At 42.6% G+C, this 6,632-nt stretch carries 4 protein-coding genes; all 4 read left to right on the top strand.

Annotated features, from left to right (window positions below):
* Positions 1 to 1,769: FlgK family flagellar hook-associated protein (locus ACP45E_RS12165; protein ID WP_083251599.1), on the top strand; the 1,769-nt coding region annotated here is incomplete at its 5' end.
* A gap of 11 nt (positions 1,770 to 1,780) precedes the next feature.
* Positions 1,781 to 2,974 carry a flagellar hook-associated protein FlgL gene (gene flgL, locus ACP45E_RS12160; RefSeq protein ID WP_017035128.1) on the top strand — a complete coding sequence of 398 codons (1,194 nt, stop codon included), beginning with the start codon at positions 1,781 to 1,783 and terminating at the stop codon, positions 2,972 to 2,974.
* Positions 2,975 to 3,338: 364 nt separating this feature from the next.
* Positions 3,339 to 4,478, top strand: a complete 1,140-nt coding sequence (locus ACP45E_RS12155) for a flagellin (protein ID WP_017035129.1) — start codon at positions 3,339 to 3,341, stop codon at positions 4,476 to 4,478.
* Between the two features lie 538 nt (positions 4,479 to 5,016).
* Positions 5,017 to 6,150, top strand: a complete 1,134-nt coding sequence (locus tag ACP45E_RS12150) for a flagellin (RefSeq protein ID WP_017035130.1) — start codon at positions 5,017 to 5,019, stop codon at positions 6,148 to 6,150.
* Positions 6,151 to 6,632: the final 482 nt, after the last annotated feature.

Here is a 6,632-nt window from a genome sequence, read left to right as displayed (position 1 = left end):
ACCGCTCTTCCGATCTCCAAGGAACCAACGCGCCTAGACAATATGGCGGTCAAACTTACGGCATGGGCGTCCATGTGGAAAATGTTCGCCGCTCTTGGGATAAGTTTGCCGTTAATGAGCTGAATATTGCGACAACCAGTCAGGCTTTTAAAGCCGATACTGAAGAAAACCTAGATGTACTTTCAAGTATGCTTTCTTCTATAGCATCAAAAAAAATCCCCGAGAATTTGAACGAATGGTTTGATGCCGTAAAAACACTGGCTGATAGCCCCAATGATACGGGGTCGCGCAAAGTCGTGTTAGAAAAAGCGGGACTCATCAGTAATAACCTAAACGATTTTCACGAGACGATCCGTTTGCAATCGGATGTGGCTAATAAAAAACTCGATCTCGGTATAGAACGCATTAACCAGCTGGCGTTAGAGATTCGTGATACCCAACGTTTGATGATGCGCACGCCTGCTCCACATAATGATTTGATGGACCAACACGAAAGGTTGGTTTCAGAGCTATCTGAATATACCAAAGTGACCGTGACAGAACGCAAAGGTGGGGAAGGCTTTAATGTCCATATAGGCAATGGGCATACCCTTGTTTCTGGCACGGAAGCAAGCCAATTAAAAATGATTGATGGCTATCCAGATGTTCATCAGCGTCGACTGGCTATCGTTGAAGGTAAAGGCATTAAAGCAATCACGACCAAAGACATTGATGGGAAAATTGGTGCGTTGCTAGAGAATAGAGACAAACATATTCCGTATTTGATGGACGAACTTGGCCGCATGTCGGCATCGTTTTCTTTTGAAGTGAATAGACTTCAATCTCAAGGTTTAGACCTACGAGGAAACGTCGGTGGGTTGATCTTTTCTGACGTTAATGAAGAACGAATCGCAAAATCTAGGGTGGTTCAACCCTCTGACTCAAATGCAGATTTAGCGGTCTTCATTGAAGATACCAGCAAGCTAAAAGGGGGAGAGTACTCTCTCCAATATAACGGTAGCGATTACACCATGACGTCTACTTCTGGTGGTAGGCAGAAAGTCGATCTCGTTGGCGATGCTATTCAAATTGACGGGTTGAGAATCGAAGTTCGCCAAGGTTTAGCGGTAGGAGAGAGAATACTTATTCGACCTACACGAAATTCGGCAGCAGAGATTCAGATGGCAACCAATGACCCATCGGTTATTGCCGCTCAGAGTTTTAAAGCGTCAACCTCATTTGCTCAAGGCAATGCCCAGTTTAAGATCTTGCAAGCTGGCGATGTTAGAGAATTTGAAGTCGTCATTTCACCGACGGGCGATCAATTTGCGGTGACTGACCCTAAAGGCAATATCTTGTTAGATCCACAGGATTACCCGCCATTAGGTCCTGTCGATGTTTTAGGCACTATGTTCAGTTTAAGCCCAGGCGCGTTTGCGAACGATAAGTTCACGGCAAACCTTAACCCCTCTGAAGGGGCAAACGGCAATCTGCTTAAAATGCAGAATATTCAAACGAACAAAAGTCTTAATGATGGCGAGTCAACAGTGTTGGATATCTATCACAATTTGAATACCGATGTTGGCTTGAAAATGTCTACAGCATCGAGACTTGCTGATGTTTCGCAGTTGGAAAAGCAAGCAGCACAAGAGCGTATCGCTTCTATTTCAGGTGTGAACCTCGATGAAGAAGCCGCCAACATGATGAAGTTTCAACAAGCCTATATGGCATCTTCACGAATCATGCAAGCTGCGAACGACACATTTAATACCATTTTGGCACTGAGATAGGAGGCGGCTAAATGTTAAATCGAATTTCAAGTTTCCATAACTATCAGTCGGTACAAAATGATCTGCGCCGTCAAGAGACAAAAATTCATCATAATCAAGCCCAACTAGCCTCGGGAAAGAAGCTATTGAATGCGAGTGATAACCCGCTTGCCACTCACTATATTCAAAATGTGAGTCAACAGTCGGAGCAATTAAGACAGTATGTCGATGCGATTGTTCTGTCTCGTAATCGCCTAGAGCATCACGAAGTGATTATTTCCAATACGGAAAGTTTTGCAGATGAAGCTAAGCGAACGGTAATGGAAATGATCAATGGATCACTTTCGGCAGAAGATCGCGTTGCTAAAAAGCGAGAGCTTCAGGAAATCGCGAATAACTTCTTGAACCTAGTCAATGTTCAGGATGAATCGGGTAACTACATTTTTGCAGGGACCAAACCGAAAAATCAGCCTTTCTATCGAGATAATGATGGATCCGTGACATATGCCGGTGATGACTATCAACGAAAAATGAAAGTGTCTAACACGTTAGAGATGCCGATTAATGATCCGGGCAGCAAATTGTTTATGGAAATAGACAACCCGTTTGGTGACTACGAGCCTGAATATCAGCTGAACGATGCCTCTGAGTTGTTGCTAGAAAGAGCGGTAAATACAGACCCTAGCGATGCATCGAGCTACAAAGTAACCTTTGTTGACATGAGCAATGGCAAATTTGGGTATCAGCTAGAAAAAGATGGCAGTGTAGTAAAAGCCGATGAGTTTGATCCGCGAACGGGGATCGAATACGAAGGACTGACGGTTCAGGTAAAAGGGCAAATTAGCAAAAGTGATGTTATTACACTAGAGCCAAGAAAAACCTATTCAATATTTGAGACATTCCAAAAAGCGATGGATCTCTCTGATAATTCGGTTTCAGATACCAACAGTACCGCGAAATTGCACCAAGTTACGCAAGAGTTTCACTCTGCATTTATTCATTTAACTAAAGCACGTACTGATGTCGGCGCTCGATTGGGTACGCTTGATATCCAAGAGCAACAACACGAAGACTTTAAACTGACTCTGGCTAAATCCAAGAGTAACTTTGAAGACCTTGATTATGCAGAAGCGGTGATAGAGTTCAACGAGAACTCTCGCGCACTGCAAGCTTCTCAGCAAGCATTTGGGAAAACGAAAGACTTAACTTTATTCAATTACATCTAATTATTGAATGCCTTACGTGCTACGCCGTATGTGCAATTAGGTGGATTGAGCGCTGCTTTAAAGTACCCATTAACAAGCGGCAAATGAGCGGCAATAATCGCTCAAACTAGCATCGTTATATTTTTAGACTCGGTAGAAAAATACCGAAATAAATTTGTAACTAACTAATAATAATGGCTTTTTATTGAATTTAGTAATTGATTAAAAAGTTGGCACATTACTTGTATTAATGTGGTTAGAGCGAAAACAATAGATAAATAAACCTGTGCTACATAGGTTTGGCAAGTCAATTACGGTCAGTGCTTCCAAATGAGATTAAGCTGGCCGCTTCGCAAGCACTTGCGAACTCACTAGGAGAGCAAATATGACCATTACAGTAAACACGAACGTAGCAGCGTTAACCGCGCAGCGTTACTTAAATAAGGCCACCGGTGAACTCAATACGTCAATGGAACGTTTGTCTTCTGGTAATCGCATCAACAGTGCAAAAGATGATGCGGCAGGCTTACAAATTTCTAACCGATTGACGGCACAGTCTCGCGGCCTTGATGTGGCAATGCGAAATGCAAATGACGGCATTTCGATTGCTCAAACCGCAGAAGGTGCAATGAATGAGTCAACGAGTATCTTACAGCGTATTCGTGACCTATCACTTCAATCGGCAAACGGCACCAACTCATCATCAGAGCGTCAGGCTTTGAATGAAGAAGTGGTTGCGCTGCAAAATGAATTGAACCGAATCGCGGAAACCACATCATTTGGTGGTCGACGACTATTAAACGGCTCGTTTGGTGAAGCATCTTTCCAAATTGGTGCCAGCTCTGGTGAGGCAATCATCATGGGGCTCACCAGCATCCGTGCTGATGACTTTAGAATGGGTGGTCAGTCTTACTTTGCTGAGAATGGCAAGGACGCTAACTGGGATGTAGCACAAGGTGCTAATGATCTTAAATTCGAGTTTACCGATAAAAACGGTGAGTTAGTGACGGTCGATATTTTGGGTAAGGTTGGCGATGATGTTGAAGAGCTGGCGACTTATATCAATGGTCAAACCGATGCAGTACAAGCTTCTGTGGGTGATGAAGGTAAATTACAGGTCTTTATTGCTCAGCCGGATATCGAAGGTGATCTCGCGATCTCTGGTGGGCTCGCTACCGAACTTGGCCTAAATGGCGGACCAGGCGTATATACCACAGTCAAAGATATTGATGTTACTACGGTAACGGGCTCACAAAATGCCATTGGTATTGTTGATGCGGCCTTAAAGTACGTAGACTCACAACGAGCAGACTTGGGTGCGAAACAAAACCGTCTAAGTCACAGTATTAGTAACTTGGCGAACATCCAAGAGAACGTAGAGTCATCAAACAGTCGAATTAAAGATACCGATTTCGCCAAAGAAACAACACAGTTGACGAAAACACAAATATTGCAACAAGCCGGAACGTCGATTCTTGCTCAAGCAAAACAGTTGCCAAACTCTGCAATAACTTTATTGCAGTAGTATTTGGACTTTTTACCACAGTTACCCAGACGTGAGTAATAGGTGAAAATCCAAGGCAAAGTATGATTATTATTGGATAGTTAAGCTCTCTCAGATTTACCCTGCTTAGTTATTTTTACGATAAACATACGCCCCCGGTCAGTCGGTAATGTGATCATTTCTCTTGATCTCCACATTGGCTCCGGCTTACCAACTAGCCCCGGTTCTCTCAAAGGAAAAGGGGCTTTTTCTTGCCTCAAATTTAATATTTCTTAATTTCCCCTCGTTTAAAAGTCCAACAAATCAATCGATTTTATCTATTTCGCCCCCGGCAGATCTGCTCTTTTCTTTAATTCAATTTTTTCCTTCTGTGGGTAACATCTTGTTATTTAGGTTTTTCTCGAAATAAATAATTTAATCTTCTCTTTTTTCTAAAGGAATTCTTTTTAAGGTCGCTAAGAGTTTACTTTGAGAGAACTAATTGGTTTTTCGAGACGTCGGAAACCGCTCGGATAAGATAAGTTTCCGCTTCGCCGGAAAATCAATAGGAGAGACCACTATGGCGGTTAATGTAAATACAAACGTATCAGCGATGACAGCTCAGCGTTATCTGAACAGCGCAAGCAGCGCTCAGCAAACATCAATGGAACGTCTATCATCAGGCTTTAAAATTAACAGCGCTAAGGACGATGCGGCAGGTCTTCAGATCTCTAACCGCTTGAACGTTCAAAGTCGTGGCCTTGATGTCGCGGTTCGCAATGCGAACGATGGTATTTCAATTGCACAAACAGCAGAAGGTGCAATGAATGAAACAACCAATATCTTACAACGTATGCGTGATTTATCACTTCAATCTGCCAATGGCTCAAACTCAAAATCAGAGCGTGTTGCTATTCAAGAAGAAGTGAGTGCTCTTAACAACGAGCTAAATCGTATCGCTGAAACCACATCATTTGGTGGTAATAAACTGCTCAACGGCACGTTTGATACCAAATCATTCCAGATTGGTTCTGATAATGGTGAAGCGGTAATGCTAACGCTGAACAATATGCGTAGTGATAACGTGCAGATGGGTGGTAACAGTTATGTTGCGGCGAACGGCCAAGACAAAGACTGGTCAGTACAAGCTGGCGGGAATGATCTCACGATCGCTCTTACGGACAAGTTTGGTAATGCACAAAACCTAGCTATTGATGCAAAAGTGGGTGACGATATCGAGCAGCTAGCCACTTACATTAATGGTCAGCAAGATATGATTAAAGCCTCTGTCGACGAAGACGGTAAGCTTCAAATGTACGCTGACAATAATAAAATCGAAGGTGCAGTTACCTTTGGTGGTAGCCTAGCGGGTGAGTTATCGATTGGCGCTGGTAAAGCTGTAACGGTTGATACTATCGATGTGACATCGGTTGGTGGTGCTCAAGAGTCTGTTGCTATCGTTGATTCAGCATTGAAGTTTGTCGACAGCCATCGTGCACAATTGGGTGCTTTCCAAAACCGATTTGACCATGCGATTAGCAACTTAGACAACATTAACGAAAATGTTAATGCTTCTCAGAGCCGCATTAAAGACACTGACTTTGCTAAAGAAACAACGGCATTGACTAAGTCTCAAATCCTTTCTCAAGCATCGAGCTCAGTACTTGCTCAAGCCAAACAAGCGCCAAACGCTGCACTTGGTTTATTGGGATAAGAAACGCCTAAGATAGAAAATCCAGCCTCGGCTGGATTTTTTTTGATCAAAAATTCTAACGCAGCTTATCGAGTATTTTAACAAGCTAGGGAGCCCCTTCATTTACTACGATTGAATGATAGTACATCAATGAGAGTAAGCGTGTATGACGAATGTTTAGGGTACTAGGGTAGTGGCTAGTCTTACTTAAATCAATTGAGGACAGCGCTTAGGGGACCAATGACGATAGCTGAATATGTGTTTGGAAGAAAAGGCTTAGACACTTTTTTGTCGCATCTTTTTTTGTTTAAAGCTTTGTGTTCAAAACGTTGTTGTTCAAAAAGGGGGAATCGAAAAAGTAATAACAACAAATGAGAGAATAGGAAACGATAGATAAAACAAAACCCAGCCAAAGCTGGGTTTTGTTTGTATTTCTATATTTATTTCTAAGTTATGTCACTAATGATTAATAACTAAGAAATAATGGTGCGGTCGGAGAGACT

The sequence above is a fragment of the Vibrio genomosp. F10 str. 9ZD137 genome (assembly GCF_049974785.1).
Taxonomy (GTDB): domain Bacteria; phylum Pseudomonadota; class Gammaproteobacteria; order Enterobacterales; family Vibrionaceae; genus Vibrio.
The sequence above is the reverse complement of the archived record's forward strand: the minus strand, read 5'-3'. Positions and strand labels throughout refer to the sequence as shown.

Coding starts and splice junctions, on each gene's coding strand:
- flgL (WP_017035128.1), top strand. CDS start 1,781: ATGTTAAATCGAATTTCAAGTTTCCATAACTATCAGTCGGTACAAAAT.
- ACP45E_RS12150 (WP_017035130.1), top strand. CDS start 5,017: ATGGCGGTTAATGTAAATACAAACGTATCAGCGATGACAGCTCAGCGT.
- ACP45E_RS12155 (WP_017035129.1), top strand. CDS start 3,339: ATGACCATTACAGTAAACACGAACGTAGCAGCGTTAACCGCGCAGCGT.